Origin of the sequence: Aquimarina sp. ERC-38, assembly GCF_026222555.1 — a bacterium.
In the GTDB taxonomy this organism is placed as follows: domain Bacteria; phylum Bacteroidota; class Bacteroidia; order Flavobacteriales; family Flavobacteriaceae; genus Aquimarina.
Genome location: NZ_CP098511.1, coordinates 614,451 through 636,799, shown reverse-complemented (window position 1 = coordinate 636,799; position 22,349 = coordinate 614,451). Strand labels below are relative to the sequence as shown.

Below are 22,349 nucleotides of genomic sequence, written 5' to 3'. Positions count from 1 at the left end.
AATTCGCATTGCTTTTGATTAAATTCAAGTGATTTTTCATACCGGTCTTCCTTAATAGTAATTTCTATTACTTGATTTTTTCTTTCCTGAAAGGTTGTATTCATCTTTGGTTTATGCTAATATTTGAAGAATAGAACTAAATACACCTTACAAATAGAATATTTAGTAAAGTTTACCTTGTTAATTATAGATAGTACATTTATGACTTCCTTAACTACGGGACTAGCAGCTACTTAATAGTTTTGTCTGGATAGTTGGTATGCTATCATAAGACAACCCCAATATATGAGAAAAATTATACTTTCAATTTTAGGCGTATTATTGATTGTTGGTGCTTTTTTTGGTGCTAAAACGATCATTGCAAATAAAAAACGCCCTAAACCCAAACCGGATAAAGTAATCAAAACCGTTTTTACGGATACGGTAAAGAATACCGCAGTTCCTATCGAAATTGCATCTACTGGTAGTCTGATTGCTAAAAGACGCCTGGAACTTTACGCTGAAGTTCAGGGGGTATTTAGAGGTGGAGCAAAATTATTTAGAACCGGACAGACTTTTAATAGAGGTCAGGTATTGATACGTATGGATGCGACGGAGTATTATGCTTCGGTACAATCGGCAAAAAGTAATTTATACAATTTAATTACATCGATTATGCCGGACCTTCGTTTGGATTATCCTGATTTTTTTGACAAATGGCAAACCTACCTGGATAGTTTTGATATGAGTAAAGCGACTCCTGAACTTCCGGAAGTGACATCTGACCAGGAAAAGTTTTTTATCACCGGTCGTAATATTTATAGTTCGTACTACAATGTAAAAAACCTGGAACAACGGCTTTCTAAGTATACCATTGTTGCTCCGTTTAAGGGGGTTTTAACCCAGGCTTTGGTAAATGAGGGTACGTTGATCAGACCGGGTCAAAAATTAGGAGAATTTATTGAAACGGGAACCTACGAAATGGAAATTGCCATCCCAAAAGAATATGCTGATCTCCTAACGATTGGTAACAAAGTTACCTTAAAAGATTTGAAGAGTAGTAAAACCTACCTTGGTCATATTGTACGGGTTAACGGGAGTGTCGATCAGGCTTCGCAAACGATTACTTCGTTTGTTGAAATATCAGACCCTGCCCTTAGAGAAGGTATGTACCTCGAAGCTGTACTTAAAGGAAAAGAACAGGAAAATGCAATTGAGATGGATCGTAGTTTATTATTATCTGACAATGAAGTGTATATTGTAAGGGATAGTATTCTAGATGTCATCCCCGTGCAACCCGTCTATTTTTCAGATAAAAAGATGGTTCTTCAAGGCATTCCGGATGGTACAGTAGTATTATCTAAAAGTGTTCCGGGAGCATATGCCGGGATGTTAGTCTCTCCTTTTCAAGAAAGTAAAAAGGAAAATGCAGTAGGAACTTCTCAAACGCTGGCTGACTAATGAGAAAAATCATCGCCTATTTTATTAAATACCACGTTGCTGTAAACGTGGTAGTTATTGCCTTTTTTGTTTTTGGGATCGTGGGGGCGCTCTCCATGAAATCTTCCTTTTTTCCTTTGGTGGATTCTAAATTTATCAGCATTGCTATTACCTATCCGGGAGCTTCTCCGCAAGAAATTGAAGAAGGGATTGTGTTGCAAATAGAAGATAACCTGAAAGGGCTTGAAGGAGTAGACCGGGTTACCTCAACTTCCCGAGAAAACAGTGGTACTATTAATGTAGAAATCGAAAAGGGAGAGGATATCGATTTCATGTTGTTAGAGGTTAAAAATGCAGTAGATCGAGTACCTTCTTTTCCTACCGGAATGGAACCTTTAGTTGTTTCAAAATTAGAAGAAGTCCGGGAAACAATTAGTTTTGCTGTAAGCGGAGAAAATATTTCGCTGGCAACCTTAAAACAAATTGGAAGGCAAATTGAAAATGATTTGCGAGCTATTGATGGTATTTCACAAATTGAAGTGTTAGGTTATCCTGACGAAGAAATTGAAATTGCCGTCGACGAGAATAAACTATTAGCCTATCAGCTTAGCTTTAGTGAAGTTGCCGAAGCGGTAAGCAGTGCTAATATCTTGGTTACCGGAGGAACTATTAAAACAAACGAAGAAGAATACCTTATCCGGGCGAATAACCGATCCTATTACGGGAATGAACTTTCAAGCCTGGTAGTACGCTCTAATCCGAACGGACAAACGATTCGTTTAAAGGATGTAGCAGAGGTTCGGGACCGTTTTGCTGAAACTCCGAATGTGTCTTATTTTAACGGAAATCTATCGGTAGCCATATCAATTACCAGTACGAATAACGAAGACCTAATTGCTTCTGCAGATAAAGTCAAAGTATATATTGAAGATTTTAACCAAAAATATAATAACGTTCAACTGGATGTGGTTAGGGATCTTTCTATTACTTTAAATCAACGTACAGCTTTGTTAGCCGAAAATGCCGTGGTAGGAATGTTACTAGTGTTGCTGTTCCTTTCTGTTTTTTTAAATACCCGTTTGGCTTTTTGGGTAGCCTTTGGATTACCGGTTGCTTTTTTAGGAATGTTTATTTTTGCCGGGCAATTTGATGTAACCATTAATGTCTTGTCCTTATTTGGGATGATTATTGTAATTGGAATCCTGGTAGATGACGGGATTGTAATTGCCGAAAACATTTATCAACATTATGAACGGGGTAAGACTCCCGTACAGGCTGCTATCGATGGAACTCTAGAAGTGATTCCGCCTATTATCTCCGCTATTATTACTACGATATGGGCATTTTCGACCTTTTTGTTTTTAGATAGTCGTATCGGAGAATTTTTTGGTGAAGTTTCTGTGATTGTGATTCTTACTCTTTTAGTCTCTCTGGTAGAAGCCCTTATTATTTTACCGGCGCATTTAGCTCATTCCAAAGCTTTAAAACGAGTTTCAAAAAATACTACTACTGTTACTTCTATGGGATTTTTCAGCAAAATGCGTACGATCAATACCTACGGAGATAAGGTAATGAACTGGTTGCGAGATACCCTGTATAGTCCGGCCTTAAAATTTACCATTAAAAACAAGTTTTTAACCTTTGCTATTTTTCTTGCTGCCTTAATTTTAACAATAGGTTCTATTGGTGGGGGAATCGTAGGGGTTACTTTATTTCCAAGAATTGCTAGTGACCGGATTACGATAGATTTAGGAATGCCTAACGGTACTAACGAACGGATTACAGACTCTTTAATTAGTATGATTGAAGATAAAGCTATTCTTTTAAATAAAGAATTGACTAAAGAATATCTGGATGCACCGGAGTATAAAGACGTAATGCTTTTTGAAAATACGATTAAACGCCTTACCAGTGCTTCAAATGCTACTTTAACGATCAACATGCTTCCCGGAGAAGAACGTCCGGATGCAGTAAATTCAAATTTAGTTGCTAATCGGTTACGGGACATGGTAGGCCCTGTTCCCGGAACGGAGCGTTTGATCTTTGGTTCCGGTGGAAATTTTGGGGGTAGCCCGGTATCTGTATCTTTATTAAGTAATAATATTGAAGAATTGAAGGCAGCAAAAGTCGAATTAAAAAATGTACTGCTAAAAGATCCACGATTAAAAGATATTGCAGATAACGATCCGGCCGGGATTAAAGAAATCCGTTTAAAACTTCGGGAGAATGCTTATCCGCTTGGTCTAGATTTACGTAGTGTGATGAGCCAGGTACGTGCCGGCTTTTTTGGGGTACAAGCACAACGCTTTCAAAGGGGGCAAGACGAAATCAGGGTTTGGGTACGCTATGACCGGGAGAACCGCTCTTCTATTACGAATCTGGATGAAATGCGAATCAATACACCTGATGGCAGTAAAATACCACTTTCTGAAATTGCAGAATATACGATCGAAAGGGGAGATGTAGCTGTCAACCACCTGGAAGGGCAGCGCGAAATACAGATTTCAGCAGACCTTAAAGACCCTAGTCAGAGTGCTACGGACATTCTTACTGAAATCCGAACGGTTCAAATACCGGAATTACAAGCAAAATATCCCACAATTACTGCTTCTTTTGAAGGTCAGAACCGCGAAGCTTCTAAGTTGAGTAGTTCGGCCGGGATAGTATTTCCTATCATTTTCTTTTTGATTTACATTACCATTGCTTTTACTTTTAGAAGTTACAGTCAGCCGCTACTATTACTACTTTTAATCCCCTTTAGTTTAACCGCCGTTGCCTGGGGGCATTGGATTCACGGTTTTCCGATCAATGTATTATCCGCTTTAGGGATTATTGCCCTTATCGGGATTATGGTAAACGATGGATTGGTATTGATTGAAAAATTTAATAGTTACCTAAGGGAAGGATTGACGTTTAATAATGCATTATTTGAGGCGGGACGTTCTCGCTTTCGAGCGATATTTTTAACCTCTTTAACTACCATCGCCGGATTGGCTCCACTTATTTTTGAAAAAAGTCGGCAAGCACAATTCTTAAAGCCTATGGCAATTTCTATTGCTTACGGAATCGGTTTTGCGACTGTACTAACTTTACTTATGCTACCCTTATTTTTATCTTTTAGTAATAATATTAAAGTAGGTAGCAAATGGTTGATTACCGGAAATAAAATTACTAAAGAAGAAGTAGAACGTGCGATTAAAGAACAAAACGAACATCAGCAATATGAATAAGGTATTTTTAAAAATAATACTAGCTTGTTTTTTTTGCAATATGATCCCTGTTTCTGCGCAAAGCCTTTCTAAAGAAGAAGCCATTCGGTATACTTTAGAAAATAATTATGGGATTACCATCTCTAACAACCAGGTACTTGCTGCCGAAAATAATCAGAAACTTTTAAACTCTGGTTATTTACCACAACTTACCGGAAATGCAGGGGCTAACTATCAAAAATCATCAACCACGGTTACTTTTCCTAGTGTCTTTGTTGACCAGATTGATTTGAATACCGGAGATAGTATTCAGGTTGTGCAACCTGATCGGGTGATTGAGGGAGTAGAAACCCAACGCTATAATGCGGATATTACATTAAGTTACCTATTGTTTGATGGTTTGGGTCGCTTTTATAACTACAAACTTCTTAAAGAACAATATAATTTATCTGCTTTACAAGCTCGTGAAACCATTGAAAATACCCTAATTCAGATGTTCAGTATCTATTACGAGTTGGCTCGGCTATTAGAGAATAAGGAAATTTTAGAAGAAACCCTGGCAATCTCTCAGGAACGGGTAAAAAGGGCCACCTACCAGTTCGAATACGGGCAGAATACAAAACTAGGGGTATTAAATGCAGAAGTGGACGTGGCTAATGATAGTATCGCGTTATTAAATATTAACCAATCTATTGCGAACACTAAAAGGGATTTAGGTTTTATCATGAACCGAGAAGTCAGTACGGAAACTGTAGTTGATACTACGGTATTTTTTGTGCCGGAATTGGTTTTAAATACGTATACTCAAGATTATACGAGTAACAATGTTTCTATTCTACAAAGTGAAACTAATATTAGCATTAATAACTACGATTTAAAAGTTAGTAAATCGGGTTATTTACCCACCATTGGATTAAATGGTTCATACGGGTGGAATCAATCGAGAAACCCACCGAGTCCGTTTTTTCCACCAAATATTAATAATTCAAATAACTTATCTGCCGGGGTAAACCTCACCTGGAATTTGTTTGATGGAGGAACTACGATTACCAGGGTGAAAAACGCCAGAATAGCTTTAGAAAATCAAGAGATAGCACTGAAACAAATACAGGACGATGTTGCCAGAAATTTAGCCAATGCTTTAGGTACGTATCAAAATCTTTTAAAGATTTATGATATTCAGCAGCAGAATGTGATTACCAATATGAACAATTTTGAGAGATCCGAAGAACGCTTTAAGTTAGGTCAGATTACCTCAATTGAATTTCGACAGGCGCAGATTAATCTATTAAACGCAAGAACCAATAAAAACCTGGCTAAATATGACGCCAAGTTGGCTGAATTGCAATTACTTCAATTGACCGGGCAGTTGTTAAATGTGGATTTTTAATCTTTAGTTGTTTAGGCTCCTGGCAATAGCTAAATAAGGTTTTATGAAGTTGAATTTTTAATTTGGAAAAAGTATTAAATACAAAGTATAAAGTGTAGGATGTTAGTATAGGGGTATTTAAATTTTTGATTTGTTGATATTAAATAAGTTTATAATTTCGTCGAAATAACTAGCAATTAAATAGCCTTCAATAGTAAATTAAATTTTTGGAAAGGTAGTATATTTTTTAAAGTATTAAGTTTGTAGATATGGGGAGTGGTTATAAACTTTCAAACAATTTTAAGAGAGATCAACTATCAAAAATTCTGATGTCTCATAGAATAGCTTAACACATAGTTTGGTTAAGAACTTTTCGATTAAATTAGACTTTAAGATGAAGAGACGAGTATTTAGTGAGAGTTTTAAACGTGACAAGGTTCGTTTATACGAGACAGGAAAGATGCGGGTATCCCAACTTTCGAAGCTTTATGCAGTTAGTGAGACAGCTATCTATAGGTGGATTGAGCTTTACCGCAGTACCCCTTCTACCGAACGTATAGTGGTCGAGACTGAGAGTGATTATTTGCAATTAAAGGAGTTACAAGACCGTATAGAAAAGATGGAGCGTTTAATAGGTAATCAACAACTACAGATAGATTATCATCGTGGTTTGATAGCTTCGGCAACCAAACATTATGGGGAAGATATTGAAAAAAAGTTTGGTTAAGTGCGGTAAGATATGTGCAAAGTTTGGATCGTGATTATAGTATGGAGGAACTCTATAAACATATAGGTAAAACCCGCCAGGGGGTTTACTATGCTGGTCAGCGTAAGGATTACCTTAAAGAAAAGGAGGCAGTTGTTTTGAATGTGGTGAGGTCATGGCGCATGTCCCATCCTCAGATGGGTAGCCGGGTTATGTACCACTCTTTGCAGGCAAAAGGGGTAAAGATCCCGATGGGTATTACCCGTTTTGAAGAATTGATAAGCCGTTTTGGTTTAACGGCAAGTAAACCAAAAAGGTTTATTCCCTTGACCAGTGATGGGAAAGGGAAGTCTGGTTACAGCAATTTAACTAACGGCCTTATTATAAATGATTGTTACCGTTTGTTAGTAGTTGATATTACTTACTTTTGGTTAGTGGACCAGTGGTGCCACCTCTTTGTAATTAAAGATGCATATTCGCAGCGTTTAGTAAGTTTATACCCTAGCTGGGATTTAAAAGCCCAGAGTGCTTTACAAGCACTAAGTAAAGGGCTTAGCTTAGTAGATCCGGACTTATTAAAAGGGTGTATACACCATTCGGACAATGGTTCTCAATATAATGCTTTGTCTTATCGTAAGCTACTAGCTAAGCTGGGGATGAAGATAAGCAGGGCAGCTAGTTGTAAACAAAACGGTTCTTGCAAACAAATGCACCATATTATAAAGAATATGTACCTAGTCCATTTTGCGCCAAAAAATATGGCAGAACTCAAAAGGTGTTGTCAAAAGGTAGTACATTTGATGAACGCCCAAAGAGCCGTAAAGCAACTGGGTTACCGGACAGTAATTGATTTCGAAGAGGATATTGCTAAAATGGAACCTAGCCAGCGACCTAAAAAAGAATTATATGATTTTGAAACGCATAATAGGTTTTCTTTAGGCATAAAGGCCTTTAGAATACAACAAACAGAACACAAAAAAGATTGGGAAGTTGCCTTCCCAATCTACTGCGTATTCCGGCAGCCAACTAGGGTATTCCTGAAGAGTTGCTCCTCAGCAGTGCTCTTTTCCGCTTGCCTAGCTATTATAAATATGATAAAAATAAATATAGTAAACCTGAAAAGTTCTTAACAACAAGTTGGGTAGTTTAGTAGAAACTGTCAAACAATATTATGAGAGATCATTCCACGAAAGATAACTAAATAACTTAGTAACATAATAACTAAATAACCCAACAACCGAATAACCATAAAACTTTTGCCTAGTGCCTTTTGCCAAATAACTAACTAACTAAAACCAATTCCAACCTTGAAAGCCCAGAAATTACATATTTTAAAAACCGATTCTACAAACGAAGATTTTATCAACCTTGTTAAACAATTAGATGCGGATTTGGCAAATCGTGATGGAGAAGATCATTCTTTTTATGCACAATTTAATGGAATTACACATTTGAACCACGCTTTGGTATTTTATATAGAAAATAAAGCGGTTGCTTGTGGCGCTTTTAAAGAAGTAAATGCCGATACGGTAGAAGTTAAGCGAATGTATACCTTACCTGACTACAGAGGTAGAGGTATAGCGGCTAATTTATTAAAAGACTTAGAGGAATGGGCGTATGCTCTTCAGTTTAAAAAATGCAGACTCGAAACCGGACAAAAACAACCGGAAGCCATCTCGTTATACAAACGCAACGGATACCAGGTCATTCCAAATTACGAACCTTACGTTGGGGTTATAAATAGTGTTTGTTTTGAGAAGGTATTGGAGTAGGTTTAGAATCGGTTGTACGACAAAAATCCGTTTAGGAAGAAATAGTTATCTTAGGGATAAAAATATAATGAGTAAAAAAGCCGAAGCTTTAGCTATATTTGAGAAGCATTTTACAGAATGGGAGTCCGATCCAAAGCGTATGGAGAATGGTTATCAATATGAGTTTACATATGCCTTTATGATGGAAAAGATAGAGCAGGAAGTCCTACAGCTATCAGTTGGAGCTATACCAAATGATAAGAACTTAAAAAAAACTTCACACCCGATACGGAAAGATAGAAGTATGTAAGTCTCATATTATAGCTAAAAGTCCGGGTAGTATGGCTATTAGTAGCCTAGCCCAAGAGACGATGTGTTTCATAGGGCAACACTTAGTTTTCAGCGATGCCGAACAAGTTATCAATAGTTTAACGGGGGCAGGTGTCAATGCCAAACAAATAGAGCGTATCTGCCATAGGTATGGGCAGTGGATAGAAGATGCTGATACCAAAGTTATCTCAGAGCAGGTTTACAAAGAATATGATTATCAGAAGGCTAATGAACTTCATTACGTAAGTGTCGATGGAGCTATGTACCTGACACGGGAAGAAAGTTGGAAGGAAAGTAAGTTAGGTAGGGTCTACCAACCCAAAGATATTGTTGAAGTAAGCCCAAGCCGGACGGAGCTAACTAGCTCGACTTATATTACCCACCTGGGGGATCATAAAGAGTTCACCTCTAAGATGGACTATCATCTAGAGAACCTGAACAACCTTGTCTTTATCGCTGATGGTGCCAGGTGGATTTGGAAGTGGGTAGAACGATACTATCCCGAGAGTATACAAATTGTAGATTATTACCATAGTAAAGAACATTTATGCGAATTTGCCAAATTATATTACAAGGATGAAAACAAAAGGCATGATTGGATAAATAAGCTTTCCCAACAGATATTAGACAAAGGTATTGACCTTATTATCGAAGTACTTGAAGAATTACCTAAACAACAAAAAACCACAGCAAAGAGAAATAGACTAATCAGTTATTACAAACAAAACAGAGACAGGATGCAATACCACAGATATCTCGAAAAAGGGCTTCTTATCGGTTCAGGTGCTATTGAATCTGCTCATAAAGATGTATTACAACAACGCTTAAAACTATCAGGCCAGCGATGGACTATGGAAGGGTTCCGACAAATGGCACAACTCAGAGTGGTATATAAAAGCAATCAAGAACACAGAATCAAACAATTAGATTGTGTAGACTAAACTCTGTCTAAATTTATTTTTACGTTTTAAAAATAATTTGATTTTTTCTTTTCACAAAATTGATTTGAAAAAATCGAATTGTTTTTAAAATGAACCCTAGCGGTAGCGTCACGAACTACCTGGTTTTACCTCCAAATCAAGTTCTACCCGATCCCCAAATTTGATATATAATTGCTGGATAATTAGGGTCTGCTGAGAAACTGTTTATCTATTGTTTTATAAGGCATTATAGTTATATTTAGGCAATCAAGTGCAAGGTTATTATGACAAAACATTCAAAAAAGCGTGCACCTACTCCCAAATATGTAAGTCAAAACCAGTTGGTTTTAGAAGGTTTTGAGAGTCCTTTTGAGAGAGAATTGAACCCTGCTAACCGTTGGGTTCGTTTGGCTAAGCTACTTCCTTGGGATGAACTGTGTTCCATTTATCGCAAACATTTTCCGGAAAAATCGACAGGCCGTCCTGATTTAAGCCCAAGAGTTGTTTTGGGGTCAATCATCATCAAACATTTATGCAACTTAGATGATAGGGAGACGGTTGATCAGATTTCTGAGAACATCTATATGCAGTATTTCTAGGCTATTCTTCATTTAGTGATGCACCTGCGTTCGACCCTTCTCTTTTCGTAGAGTTCCGCAAGCGTCTTGGTTTGGAACAGATTAATGCTATTAACCAGCGAATTTTACAAATAAAACGAGAAGCAGAACAAATTAGAGAAAAAGGATCAAATGATGCAAGGGATGATGGTGAAGACCCACCTCACAAAGGGACTTTGATCGTTGATGCAACAGTTTGTCCACAAGATATAGCATATCCTACGGATCTAAATTTGCTCAATGATGCGCGCGAGAAATCCGAATCATTGTTGGATATTGCCTATAAACTTTCCCCTTTAGAGACTAAACCGAGGAACTACAGGGAAAAAGCAAGGAAAGAATATCTAAAGACAGCGCAAAAGAAAAGAAAAACACATAAAGAGATACGGTCTGCTATAGGGAAGCAATTAAAGTATCTCCATAGGAATATACGTTCCATCGAAGGTATTTTGGATACCCTTGACCGGATCCCTTTCGATAGGCAAGAGTATAAATATTGGCTGGTCATCCAGGAACTCTACAGGCAACAAAAGTTGATGTACGATACTAAGACCAAAAGTGTAGACCATAGGATTGTGAGCATTCACCAACCCCATGTTCGTCCCATAGTGCGTGGGAAAACAAATGCAAAAGTGGAGTTTGGTGCCAAGATAAACATGGCACTGGTAGATGGTTTTTCATTTTTGGATGATACTAGTTGGGAAGCCTACAATGAGGGTACCAGATTGAAAGATTGTGTGGAGAAGTACCGAAAGCGGTTTGGTCATTATCCAAAGAACGTTTTGGTTGACAAAATATATTGTACCCGAGAGAACCGTAAGTACCTAAAAGAAAAAGGGATCAATCTCAGGGCCAAACCCCTTGAAAGGCCCTCCAAAAAGGCTTTGTCAAATCAAGTAAGCCCTGGGGAACGTAATCCAATTGAAGGAAAGTTTGGTCAAGCAAAGACAGCATATGGTTTAAACCGTATAAGGGCAAGGCTTGAAAATACCAGTGAGTCTTGGATTGCAAGTATCATATTAGTGCTCAACTTAGTCCATTTGGCTGAGGTGGCACTCTATTGGATAAAAGCAATCTTATTCAGTGAAAACTTTATTCAAAACCAAACCAATTCGATCATAAACTTGAAAATCAATGAAGGCTGAGTTTTTCAGCAGACCCTAATTAAACTCCAGTTCTGTAAAGGGGATGTCCATTTCTTCTGAATGTTTTTAGTGGCTAAATAAACTAGTTTGAGCAGAGCCATATCATTGGTAAATGCACCCTTAGTTTTAGTTACCTTGCGCACTTGACGGTGAAAACCTTCCACGGCATTAGTGGTATAGATCATCTTACGGATAGGGGCACTAAATTGAAAATACTGTGAGAGTTCCTCCCAGTTGTTCTGCCAACTATTAAGGACCACTGGATATTTACTACCCCATTTCTCTTCTAACCGTAAAAGTTCCTCCTCGGCCATATCTTTACTAACAGCACGATACACCTTTTTTAAATCCTTTAAAAACTCCTTTTGATCCTTGGAGGCTACACATTTTAAGGAATTACGAATTTGGTGGACAATACAAAGTTGAGTGATGGCTTTGGGAAAAACACTGATAATAGCATTAGTAAAGCCTTTTAGGTTGTCTGTGCAGGCAATTAAAATATCTTGCAAACCCCTGTTTTGAAGATCCGTAAGTACTTGTAGCCAAAAATTAGCCCCTTCACTCTCTGAGACATACATCCCTAGTACTTCTTTGTATCCGGACTTATTAATACCTAAAATGTTATAAAGAGCCCTGTGTACTACCTTACCGTCAACCCGGACTTTATAGTGCATAGCATCTAGCCAAACAATACAGTACATCGATTCTAAAGGACGACTCTGCCAAGCCTTGATATCAGGAATGATCTTATCAGTAATCTGACTCAATACCGTATGAGAGATATCGGTATCATAGAGCTCCTTAATATGAGCTGAGATGTCGCGTAAACCCATCCCAAGACCATATAAACCAATAATCTTCTCCGATAAGTTCTCTGCTAGAATCGTTTGGCGTTTTTTAACTAATTCTGGCTCAAAATTACTTTGACGATCTGTGGGGACTTCTATCTCAAAAGTACCTTCACTGCTCTTAACCGTCTTTTTGGATTTGCCATTGCGCTTATTGCCTTTTAAACGCTCAACATCGCTTAAATGAAACTCTATCTCTGCTTCTAAAGCTTTTTCTATAAAACTCTTTAGTATCGGTGCAAATGCACCGTCCTTGCCAAATAAACTCTTGCCCGTCATAAATTGCTCAAGGGCTTTCTTCTCTAATTCTTGTTGTTCTGTAGTTATCATCTTATCTGAGTAAATATTAAAATTAGTAATTCTAAATCTTCAGATAAGGTTTAATTTACACTCTCTTTTTTAGATTTCTTTTTATTGAATTTCTTTGCGGCTATCACAACAAAAGACAGATAGTTGAACCCCTTCCAGCTCAGAGTTGTAGTATCGAACGGTAGTGTCCATTTTAGTGTGTCTGGGGTTGTTTAGAAAAAGTTTTCAATCAAATTAACAATCACGTTTTTTTAGTTTATTCTCAAATTTAAAATTATATACGGGATAGGCATACTTTTTATTGCCTTTTTCTATAGCGACACTGGTAATTAAGGTCAATACTGATTCTTCGCTAGGGAGTCCGGACCTTACTTTAAGGGTCCTTCTTGCGCTTCTGTTAAAGCGTTCTATCCAGTTGGTAGTATAGAGCATTCTTTGTACCCTATGGTCAAAATCCAGATAAGTAAGGTAATCTTCCCATGGCACTTTGTCTATATGAGAGATCAGTTTTGGGTAGTCTTTCCATTTGATCTTGATCTGGCCTATCTTTTTCATTGCCTTTTCCCGGGTATGGTCTACTACACCTGGCGAGAGTACTTCCCTTAGGTCTTTTGCCAGTTCTGCTTTATCCTGATGGCGTACCCTTGCCTGCAAGTTTCGTTGTAAGTGTACGCAGCACAACTGATGCGGGGTAGCTTTCCACACGCTGGCTACAGCTGAGGTAATACCACTCAAGTTATCCGAGGCCACCAGCCCAACTGTTTGTAACCCCCGTTCTTTAAGTCCCTGTAGCACCAACCTCCAACCTGTAGCTGATTCATTGGGCAGGGTTTCTATAGCAATGACCTCCCGGGTATAATCTTCCTTTAAGGCCAGTATAATATAATAGCATTCGTTCTGGTATTTACCGTTGCGCCTGACCTTTACCTGCAACCCATCTATAAAGATGGCAAGGTAGTGGGACTCCAGGGTACGCTCTCGCCATAGGCGCATCTGATCATAAAAGCTTTGGGTGAAATTACTAATGCTACTTTTGCTATAGTGACGCCCATAGAGAGTTTGCATTACTTCACCGATATCCCGGGTAGTAAGCCCTTTACCGTAGAGCTGAAAACTTACCTCGCGAAGGTAATCTTCTTGCTCCCTGAACAGGGCTAGAAGTACTGGGCTAAACATACTCTGACGGTCCCGGGGGATGCGCAGTTCTAACTGGCAACCCTGACCAAAGACCTTCCCCAAACGGTAGCCATTGGCTTTATTACCTTCAGTAGCATTTGTAGCCAAAAATTCGCTGCGCTCGTTGTAAAGCATTGCGTTAAGTACCATTTCCAGGACATCATTGAGCCCGGTTGGCTTTTCTAAAAATTTGCTCAGTACAAATTCTGTTTGTTTCTTTGTAAGGTTCATGGTTTCCTTCAATTTTTAAAATTTTACAGTGATGTTAATTTTGTAAAATTGTTAAATTGTTGGAAACTTTTTCATTACACAGACACACTTTTTTGGACGGGTATCTATCGAACCTATTGAGGAGTGAACGATAACTGTCCATCCAAGCATTGGTACGTTCTACTGCATACCTTTCGTCATATAGTTCTTGGTCAAAGTATTCATCCTTATCGCTATTTCCATTTCTTTTATTGAAACATATATTGGCATTAATTTGTTGTTCGTTACAGGAATCTCGGAAGTTTTTAGAATCGAACCCGGCATCTGCGTTTAAAAATAACCCATCTATATTAATGTTAGCTTGCTTGAGGGTGGTAGTGACTACCTCGAACTGTACCCCTATATCAAACAGGTCGTTATGGTTGCCCGCTACAGGTTCCGACATTGCTAGGGGAAGTCCTGCCTATCAGTCAAATATAAAGAATTTGTAGTCTTTACCTTCTTCCTTCCCTGGTATTCAACAACTTCACCACCTCGTTTGGCAGGGGTATGGCTACCATCAAAATCTACACTGGACAGGTCAAAATAAGCCTTATGGGCGTCAAGAAAACTTATCCAGCAATCCTTCCAGGTTTCAGATATACACCATTTACGGTAATGGTAATAGACCGACTGCCAGCATAGCACCTTACCTGAAAATAAAGCATTTACCGGTAACAAACGCCAATGGACCCCAGCTTTAAGCTTATAAAGTATAGCATTAACAATCTCAACCAACGGGACCGTAGGTGCAAAACCACGGCTAGGTTCAGGTAGGTATCTCACAATTGAATTTTCTATCATATCTTTGTCAAGTACAAAGTACATAAAGGGTTGTTTTGGTTTGACTTACGTTTTGCAACACAAATCTCTGCAACCCTTGACTTTTATCCAAAAAAAGTTTAAACCAGTTCAATATGACATCTTTAAAATTAACTAAAAACTATGACAACTTACAATGATTTAGCTATACATTAAAGAATCTTAAAATGAAAAGTTAGTGTTGATAGGGCTTAATGGTAAGTTGAAATCATTAGTTTATCGACATTTTATCGACATTTATCTGATTATTTCACGTGTTTTTGTTGATAAAATATTTAGTTCCTTTACGTTCTCCTTTTTTATAAAGTAATTTTTCCAGGATCATTTCATCCAATTTTGTTTTTAAAGTTCTTTGTTTTATTTCCAAGTCAATTCGTTCATTTATTTCACTTATTGAACTTTCAGGATAATTTTTTAAATCTTCATAAATAAGCTCCTTAAGTCTGTGCGGTTCTATTCTTTTTAAATTTGTTTTTTCAATAAAGTTAGCATCTCGTAAAAATTCGGGATTTACAAAATATAAAGTTCCTTTCGTTTTTCCCTTCGATTTGATAACTTCTTTTTCTAAAAGACTACCAATCCAAGACATCAGACCATTTGCTTGTTTAATATTGAGTATTTTGGACAACTCTATTGCAGATATTCCATCATTCTGAGCAATTAATCCTAGTGAAATCAATTCACGTTGTTTAAGCTGTAGCTCTTTTGATGCTTTATCCATTAGCCTAAGTACTTCATTACTTATAATTCTCTTTTTTATGGTAACGGTGACACGATCTTCTCCTTCATAAACATCCGGAACTTCTTTTCCGTTACCCAATAAAACTTCATATATCTTATCATATCCACTCCCTTCTTTTTCCATTAATTTTAAATCGTAGAAAAGTTTTGATAATAACGCATTTCTTTGAACAGATTTTGTTAAAATGTTAGATGGCGTTACACCCAATGGTAATAATCCTGGGCTATGAATTTCTAACCTATCTGTATATAAATTAATAAAAATATCACCTCGCATAGTGTAATTTCTGTGTGCAAATGCATTTGCAACTAATTCCCTTATAACCTCAGGTGAATAATTGTATATGTTTTTTCTGAAAATACCATCAGAGATTTCAACAAACTCATTCCAGTCTGGGATTTCCGTAAGAATAGCATTAATTAGCTCTTTCGGGTTTTGTGAATAATCGTCCCATACTTTTTTGTAGATTTTATTCTCATTATCATCATATTTAATAAATTGAACTGACGGCGCATAGTGTAATGTAGCTCTATGATTTCTTTTGCCGATCCATAAAACTCCCAGGTTAGTAAGAAACCCATTATCGGTCAAGAAATAGTAATCTGTTATTTCTTCAATTGTTTTTTCTTTTACAAAATCACTTATACGCTGCGATGTTTTAATATCTTTGATAAATTGATCATATTTTGAAATATCGCAGTCAGCTAAAGGAATTTTTTTAACAACTTTTTCTTCCCATACAAAAGCATTTTTTTCTGAAACTAAACGATCTAAATCTCCTGGTAAAATAGGTTTACATTCATCTGAAACTCGCATATAGTATTTGCCATCTGTAGTGCTGGCAATAGTTTGGGAACTTCTATAAACATTGAGTTCAATATACTCTCCGCCGTTTTCAGCAATTACTTTTTTTGGAGCTATCCCTACGTTAAGAGTTAGGGATGGAATCCGTTTTTGAATGTTTTCTATATGTTCGTCTTTTATTTTTTGATTCTTTTCCGGCAAATCGTCATTATCTTCAATGCCAATATATATCTTACCTCCATAACTATTAGCAAAACATACACAATCCTTAGCGAGTTCTTTCCAATTAGCCTTTTTCCCCTCAATTATTGCTAATGATTTCTTATCAAAATGATTGTTTTCTTTCATTAAATAAATATAAGTTGATTTAAATACTTAACATACTCACTTTATAAAAGTACAAATTGTGATTATTACAGGTTCAAGATCCAATAATATTTATACAAATTAGAAAAGGAAGATCGTATAGTTTTTAGGTAGAATATATCTTATCCCTTTAATTTTTCTCATAAGAATAACTTATTTAAAAAAATGTTAAAGTAAAAATTCATAGCTCTAATAAGTATTTGGCATTCAATGTTTTATGAAATAGGTGTAAAAATAAGAAAACCTGTAAATAATTAACTTACAGGTTTTTATTTAAAAAGTGCAAGCAGGGATAATTCCTTCAGCTTGTATCTCATTTAGCATAAACTTCTGATCTTTCCCAAGTAGTTTTATCTTTTTACATATAAAAAAAGCTCCTCATATTCTGAGAAGCTTTTTAATAGCCTGCACTGAGCGAAGCCGAAGTGCGGGCGGGGAGACTCGAACTCCCACACCTCGCGGCACTAGATCCTAAGTCTATTTCTTGGGGTGCTTCAATCGTTCTAAATTAACGCTAATTACCTATAAAGTGCGGTATATACAGGGTTTGAATGGTGTATTATAATAATTGAGATTCTTTAGAAATGACTAAAATGTGTTACCCAATGTGTTACCCAGCTAAAAAATTATATGTAAATTAGCTTTTAATTCGATATAAGTAATATGGCAAAATTAAAGACCGTTTTACATGCAAAGAAAAATAGTAACGGAGAGAAATTATATAGGTTAGCATTAAGAGTTACAGTAAATAGAAAAAAGAGCTATTATCATATAGGATATAATATCAATCCGAAAGATTTTGATGAAAAGGCAGAAAAAGTTAAAACATCTCATCCTAGACATTCTTCCATCAATAGAATTGTCAGAAAAAAATACGATTTGTTAGACGATGTAATTTATGAGTCCAAAAGTCTGAATTTAAAATTAACTGCCAAGCAAATTGTAGATTCCATTCGTACCTTTAAACAGAATGATCAATCTTTTTTTACCTTGGCAAAAGAACATATTGAAGACTTAAAAAAACTGGAGAATTATAACCGTGCAATATCTGATAAAAGTAAAATAAATAGCATTAAAGATTTTCGTGGAGGAGAACACCTCAATTTCCAGGAAATTGATGAAACAATGTTAAAAAAGCTAGCAATTTACCTTAAAGTAAAATGTGAAGTTTCTGAAAGGTCAATTATGAATGTTTTTGTTTTAATTCGGCTACTTTTTAACAGAGCTATTCGCAGAGGAATTGTAGAAAAGAAATTTTACCCATTTGGTACCGGCAAGGTAAAAATAAGATATCCTGAAAGTGAAAAGATAGGTTTGAATAAAGTTGAAATTTTAGCTATAGAAACTTTAGAATTGAAAGAAGATACTCCTATCTGGCATACTAAAAATTTGTTTTTGTTTTCTTTCTATCTAGCTGGAATTCGAATCTCCGATGCTTTACAGATGAAATGGGGGGATATTATAGATAACCGATTATATTATAAAATGGGGAAAAATAACAAGATAGACTCTCTTAGACTACCTGACAAAGCTATCAATATACTAAGTTTTTACAGAAAACATGATAAAGTAATGAAAGGTTTTATTTTTCCTTTCCTCGAGGGAGTCGATCAGAAAAACTCAAAAGCAATGTACAATAAAATAAAGACAAGCACGAAAAAAATTAATAACTATTTAGGGCAAATAGGGGAGATGTTGGAAATAAGCAAAAAGATAACTAGTCATATAGCTAGGCATTCATTTGGTCAGATTGCCGGTGATAAAGTGTCTCCTCAAAAACTTCAAAAATTATATAGACATTCAAGTTTAAATACAACTATTGGTTATCAATCCAATTTTGATCATACAGAAACTGATAAGGCACTCAATAATGTTTTGGACTTTTAAGCTCTTTATATTTAAGCATAACTAAAAAATCTATCCATAAAACTATTGTTGAAATTCTATAGATTATTGAAACTCAATTAGTCTAACGTAATTGGCTTATGTTAAATTAAAATTACTTCGATTTTAAGGAATAAATAAAAGCGCTGGATTCAAAATACGTTGTCTTTCGACATGTAAGTTCAAGTACAACTGTAGGCTTCCCCTACACATTTTTACGATTCTGCATAAATGAATATTTATTATATTACAGGAATATTAAGGGTTATTTTTTAGTATTCTATTTTTTTTAAATTAGTTCTAAATGTATAGTGGTAATCTTTAAGCCTTTTAAATTTCTTACTTAAAAATTGTTAATAAATTATTTTTATGAAATTAATCTTAAGTTTATTCCTGGTAATTATGTCAATGTTACTTAATGCACAAGAAGATGAAAAACAAAATCCTGATAAAAGTGTATTAATTGTAACAAGAACAAAGAAAAACGAAAATGAAGATAGTAGAAAAGAAGAAAACCTTGAAACTCAAAGCATATTAAGGAGAATAAAGGAGAAAAAAACATCGGCTTCAAAAGAGATTGAAACAACAATTATTACAATAGATCTAGGAAGTCCTGATTATACTAGTATTATCCATTCTGGAAGAAGTAAAAGATTAATTGTAAAAAATAGAAATCCACTTGCAGTAAAATTAATTAATGGTAACCCCTTAAGATACAAATATATTCTGTCTTATGAAAAAATAAATTTATTTGGTTCAGATGACTTTACCCTACAATACATAAATCAAAATAAGAAGGAAAATGAAATAGACGATCCTAGAGAATATAACAATTATATCGCATTAGATAAAGGTGAAAGTATTGAGGAATTAATTACTGATGTAGATTTTAAATTAAAACAACTCGAATATAAGATAGCTTTTAACTTTGACAAAATATCTAAACTACAATCTTTGGAGTATGAAGACTTAGAATATTTTGAGAATGAAGCATTTACTGACTTCTCTAATATTTTATCTTTGATAGACAAAATAAATCTCTTGAACGTTGATGACGATAGTAGTAATAATGTTAAATTAAATATTAATAATTCCATAAATTCCTACAAGGAACGCTTAGATACTTTGTTCGAAAAGATTAAAATTTCAAATAATGTTGAGTCTAAGACTTATTTATTACCTCTAGATGTTTTCGGAGATAATATTGACTATGTAATAGTTAAACTGGAAATTTATGATGGTGAAAATTCATCACCATACGTACATAAGTTTAAAATATGGTTACGAGGAGGGTTAAAGATAGATTTTAGTGGAGGTGCCTTTATTACAAGTTTATTTGATCAGGTATATACAACTAATAATACGTCTGAAAATAAAAAGACTATTACAAGAAATGATCTAGGTGAATACGATTTTGGGTTTGGCGCTATGGTAAATATTTCACTAAGAGGCGGATCATGGGTTAGACCTACAATTAATTTTGGAACTTTACTTACATCAAACCAAAAATTTCAAATTATAAGCGGAGCAGGAATAATCTTGGGTAAAAATGAAAGGTTTGTTTTAAGTAGTGGTTTAACCATGGGTAGAATTAATGTTTTAGATAATAATTTCATACCTGATGGTACTACTTCTTATGATCTAGGATCTTCAGGACAAATTCCTACAACCGAGAAATTTAGTTTTGGACATTTTTTTGGAATAACTTATAACTTAAATAATTGAAAAAATCATTTCTTACCAAGAAACCTTTTAAAAAAACCTTTCCTCCTTTCCATAACCAGTGTAAACAGACTATCTGCCTGCGATCCGTAATTATGGAATTTAATCTCGGCTACCGCTCTTCTCCTCCGGAACAAATTCCAGGGGGCTTTACCAGGCTTTTTATAGTAATAGAAAACATCAAAGTTGTGGATGATCTTGTAGTTGGCCATCAGCGTGTCCAGCTGGGGGACATAAACCCCTTCAAAATCCAAATCCGGATTTTGCAGCCCGAACTGTTTTGCAGGTAGTATTGTTTTTTCGTCAATTTTATAGATTGTATCCTTTCCTCTAACCCCAAGATTACCTTGCGTTGAAGCTTTTACGGAAGAGTAGCTGATAAGGTTCCTTTTAATATTACCTACTTCCCTTTTTAGCATTAGTTGCAGTTCTTTGCTCATTACTGTTTTAGTATGTCGGGCATTAATTTCTGCTATTTCTGCCCGCGCCCTGTTTTTACCAGCTTTGTCTTTCCATTTCTTAATCTCTTGCGACTGGGCTTGTTGCATTTCTTTAAAATCGTTTACTTTTTGCCGTTCACTCCTCCAGGAAAAGAAAAGGATGCCCAAGAGGATAATTAATGCAATAGGAAGTAACTTCCATATAGTTTGGATAATACTGATGTAGTAGGTCATAACATTTCTATTTGATTATTTTCAGATTCTGAAGGAACCTCTGCTGCTCCTATAATATTCCTGGTGTGGATGTTGTATTTTATCCCGGTAACCCCATACCTGTTTTTAGTGGTCACCGCATAGTTATTTTGGAAAGTATCGTCTACTTTAACCACTTCAATATTAATACCTGCATCAAATAAAGGGGCAGTACCTCCGCGGATTGTTTTCTGGGTAGTACGCTGAAAGATGACTATAAAAATAGTGTCCGGGTGTTCCTTTCGTAAGCGGTCAAAGTCTTGTGAAGGGAGCCCCGTTTTGTTCCAACTATCAATGATAATCACGTCAAAAGCTCTTGCTGCATTTGTGATAGTATTATAACCGTCAGGGAGCCTGTCAGCCTTGGAAATACGGTTCCTGTTTTGAGGGCTTAAGTATTCTTCACGCATACGGTTGATAAGGTCAGATTGCCCACCAATCTCTAAAGTAAAGATGGCTACTCTGTTTCCTATTGCAGCAAAAGCATCCGCCAGTTGATATGTAAACCGCGTTTTTCCACCCCCCTGATCCCCTTCAATAGTAATGGCCAGTTCAAACTTTTCTAAATCCCCTAGCAATACCCTCATTGCCCCTGGTAATTGAAATGTACTTTTACCCCTTTTTATGGGTTGTTGGTCAAAAGAAGTGAATAACGGGTCGTTTTTTATAGTAGGTGCAGTCATAACCCTGGCATTTGGTACCGGAATATCCAAATTCCCTAATCCCTTTTTAGGCAAGGGGGATACTATTTTTTGAAGTTGGGAACGCCATTTAGGGTTGATGATAACCTCTATCTGATCGACCACTACCATTTCGTTATACTGCCTGACTAATTTGTCCTGTATTTCTTCAATATGGTTTGCATAAGGGTCTTCCTTAGTAATCTCCTTATTGGTTACTGCTTTTTGTAATGAAAGGATAAATTCCTTTAGCTTTTCCCTGGATTGGATCGTCCGGTGCATAACTAGAAATGCCTTTATAAATGATGCAGAGGAGAGTGCATCTTTCTTAGGTGTTTTTTTATTACTAAAGAGGTGAGTATTTAGCTGTTCTAAATAGATATCCACGGTTTCCCGTATCTCTGGTTCGAGATAATAGAATTCCTGTGCTTCCAAAAAGAATTGATGCCCCTTTTGCAGGATGTCCGGTAATCTTATTACATCTTTATTGGAAATAGTATTTTGATAGTTGTCAAATGAAATATGCTGTTTTTCCATTTGGTAATACTACAAACGGAGGCTATTCTACTTTCAGCTTGTGTCGTGTTGC

The 22,349-nt window shown here is 36.1% G+C and carries 18 protein-coding genes and 1 pseudogene; 12 read left to right on the top strand and 7 right to left on the bottom strand.

Annotation, left to right across the window (positions count from 1 at the left end; translation table 11 throughout):
* The first annotated feature begins 285 nt into the window (after positions 1–285).
* From NBT05_RS02800 to NBT05_RS02755, 10 genes and pseudogenes are all read left to right on the top strand, one after another.
* Positions 286–1,440, top strand: coding sequence for an efflux RND transporter periplasmic adaptor subunit (locus NBT05_RS02800; RefSeq protein ID WP_265771907.1), 1,155 nt, complete (start codon positions 286–288; stop codon positions 1,438–1,440).
* The gene (locus NBT05_RS02795; RefSeq protein ID WP_265771906.1) at positions 1,440–4,649 is read left to right on the top strand and encodes an efflux RND transporter permease subunit; all 3,210 of its coding nucleotides are present in this window, start codon (positions 1,440–1,442) and stop codon (positions 4,647–4,649) included. Before NBT05_RS02800 ends, NBT05_RS02795 begins: the two co-directional genes overlap by 1 nt.
* On the top strand, positions 4,642–6,018 hold the full coding sequence (locus NBT05_RS02790) for a TolC family protein (RefSeq protein ID WP_265771905.1): 1,377 nt from the start codon (positions 4,642–4,644) through the stop codon (positions 6,016–6,018). Before NBT05_RS02795 ends, NBT05_RS02790 begins: the two co-directional genes overlap by 8 nt.
* 373 nt (positions 6,019–6,391) lie before the next feature.
* A complete protein-coding gene (locus NBT05_RS02785; RefSeq protein WP_265771818.1) occupies positions 6,392–6,724 on the top strand; it encodes a transposase in 333 nt (110 codons plus the stop codon).
* Between the two features lie 41 nt (positions 6,725–6,765).
* Positions 6,766–7,833 carry a DDE-type integrase/transposase/recombinase gene (locus NBT05_RS02780; protein WP_265771904.1) on the top strand — a complete coding sequence of 356 codons (1,068 nt, stop codon included), beginning with the start codon at positions 6,766–6,768 and terminating at the stop codon, positions 7,831–7,833.
* A 177-nt stretch (positions 7,834–8,010) separates the two neighbouring features.
* Positions 8,011–8,475 carry a GNAT family N-acetyltransferase gene (locus tag NBT05_RS02775; protein ID WP_265771903.1) on the top strand — a complete coding sequence of 155 codons (465 nt, stop codon included), beginning with the start codon at positions 8,011–8,013 and terminating at the stop codon, positions 8,473–8,475.
* 67 nt (positions 8,476–8,542) lie between these two features.
* Positions 8,543–8,764 (top strand): hypothetical protein, encoded by a 222-nt coding sequence (locus NBT05_RS02770; protein WP_265771902.1) that lies wholly within the window; start codon positions 8,543–8,545, stop codon positions 8,762–8,764.
* A 31-nt stretch (positions 8,765–8,795) separates the two neighbouring features.
* A complete protein-coding gene (locus tag NBT05_RS02765; RefSeq protein WP_265771901.1) occupies positions 8,796–9,725 on the top strand; it encodes a UPF0236 family protein in 930 nt (309 codons plus the stop codon).
* 263 nt (positions 9,726–9,988) lie between these two features.
* Positions 9,989–10,303 (top strand): transposase, encoded by a 315-nt coding sequence (locus NBT05_RS02760; RefSeq protein ID WP_265771900.1) that lies wholly within the window; start codon positions 9,989–9,991, stop codon positions 10,301–10,303.
* 44 nt (positions 10,304–10,347) lie between these two features.
* Positions 10,348–11,466: pseudogene (locus NBT05_RS02755) on the top strand (transposase); the annotation flags it as partial.
* Between the two features lie 5 nt (positions 11,467–11,471).
* Here NBT05_RS02755 and NBT05_RS02750 read toward each other — a convergent pair.
* The 5 genes from NBT05_RS02750 to NBT05_RS02730 form a co-directional block, all read right to left on the bottom strand.
* Positions 11,472–12,644, bottom strand: a complete 1,173-nt coding sequence (locus NBT05_RS02750; protein ID WP_265771899.1) for an IS256 family transposase — start codon at positions 12,642–12,644, stop codon at positions 11,472–11,474.
* A 213-nt stretch (positions 12,645–12,857) separates the two neighbouring features.
* Positions 12,858–14,030 carry an IS256 family transposase gene (locus NBT05_RS02745; RefSeq protein WP_265771897.1) on the bottom strand — a complete coding sequence of 391 codons (1,173 nt, stop codon included), beginning with the start codon at positions 14,028–14,030 and terminating at the stop codon, positions 12,858–12,860.
* Positions 14,031–14,064: 34 nt separating this feature from the next.
* Entirely contained in the window at positions 14,065–14,454 is a 390-nt protein-coding gene (locus NBT05_RS02740) for a transposase (protein WP_265771896.1), read from the bottom strand.
* A gap of 2 nt (positions 14,455–14,456) precedes the next feature.
* Entirely contained in the window at positions 14,457–14,876 is a 420-nt protein-coding gene (locus tag NBT05_RS02735) for a transposase (RefSeq protein ID WP_265771895.1), read from the bottom strand.
* A gap of 244 nt (positions 14,877–15,120) precedes the next feature.
* Positions 15,121–16,764, bottom strand: a complete 1,644-nt coding sequence (locus tag NBT05_RS02730) for an ATP-binding protein (protein ID WP_265771894.1) — start codon at positions 16,762–16,764, stop codon at positions 15,121–15,123.
* A gap of 681 nt (positions 16,765–17,445) precedes the next feature.
* Between NBT05_RS02730 and NBT05_RS02725 the strand changes: the two genes are divergently transcribed.
* On the top strand, positions 17,446–18,669 hold the full coding sequence (locus tag NBT05_RS02725) for a site-specific integrase (protein ID WP_265771893.1): 1,224 nt from the start codon (positions 17,446–17,448) through the stop codon (positions 18,667–18,669).
* Positions 18,670–19,035: 366 nt separating this feature from the next.
* Complete coding sequence (locus NBT05_RS02720) at positions 19,036–20,391, top strand: hypothetical protein (protein ID WP_265771892.1); 1,356 nt, start codon at positions 19,036–19,038, stop codon at positions 20,389–20,391.
* Positions 20,392–20,396: 5 nt separating this feature from the next.
* On the opposite strand, the gene NBT05_RS02715 is transcribed toward NBT05_RS02720, so the two are convergent.
* Positions 20,397–21,062, bottom strand: a complete 666-nt coding sequence (locus NBT05_RS02715; protein ID WP_265771891.1) for a hypothetical protein — start codon at positions 21,060–21,062, stop codon at positions 20,397–20,399.
* The gene (locus tag NBT05_RS02710) at positions 21,059–22,297 is read right to left on the bottom strand and encodes an antirestriction protein (RefSeq protein ID WP_265771890.1); all 1,239 of its coding nucleotides are present in this window, start codon (positions 22,295–22,297) and stop codon (positions 21,059–21,061) included. Before NBT05_RS02710 ends, NBT05_RS02715 begins: the two co-directional genes overlap by 4 nt.
* Between the last annotated feature and the right edge of the window lie 52 nt (positions 22,298–22,349).